Genomic DNA, 610 nt, shown 5'->3' with positions numbered 1-610 from the left:
GCGTCGCGCCCGGGCTGGCCCGGAACACGCTAACGCTCGTGTTCGTCACCGGCGTCCCGGCGTTCGCCGTCAGCGGCTCGCTCGCTGATCGGCTCCCGAAAGTGCCGTACCTGCTGGGGCTGGTCACCGCCTTCGTCGTGCTGGTGTTCGCGCTCACCGTCGCGCCGGGGACGGCGTCGCTGCTCGCGGTGTCGGCCCTGCTGGGGTACACGGTCCACAGTATCTACCCCGTCATCGACTCGTTCCTGCTCGGGTCGTTCCCCGACCACCACCGCGGCAGCGCCTACGCGGTGTACAGCGGCGCGATGATGCTCGCACAGGCGCCGGGGTCGTGGTTCGTGGGGACGCTCGCGGAGTCCGGCGTCGCCTACGTGACGGCGTTCCGCGGGCTGGCCGCCGTCGTCGGCGGGGTCGTCGTCCTGCTGCTCGTGCTCCAGCGGTCGGGCCGGCTGCCGAACTGATCTCGGGAAGGCTGCAGGATTCGCCACGTTCAAGCCGCCTCACGGAGAGTGTCCCGACATGACGCGTTCCGTGTGGCTGAAAGCCGACGACGCGGTCGGGGACTGGGAAGCGCGAAAGCGGCGGATCACCGCCGGCCTCGAAGCCGGCG

Annotated in this window: 2 protein-coding genes; both read left to right on the top strand. The window is 71.0% G+C overall.

Features of this window, described 5'->3' with window-relative positions; all coding sequences use genetic code 11:
• Positions 1 to 461: MFS transporter (locus tag ACFR9S_RS08365; RefSeq protein WP_379818415.1), on the top strand; the 461-nt coding region annotated here is incomplete at its 5' end.
• 58 nt (positions 462 to 519) lie between these two features.
• On the top strand, positions 520 to 610 hold a 91-nt coding region (locus tag ACFR9S_RS08360; RefSeq protein ID WP_417385022.1), incomplete at its 3' end, for a hypothetical protein.

It is taken from the genome of Halolamina salina, from assembly GCF_042678005.1.
In the GTDB taxonomy this organism is placed as follows: domain Archaea; phylum Halobacteriota; class Halobacteria; order Halobacteriales; family Haloferacaceae; genus Halolamina; species Halolamina salina.
The sequence above is the reverse complement of the archived record's forward strand: the minus strand, read 5'-3'. Positions and strand labels throughout refer to the sequence as shown.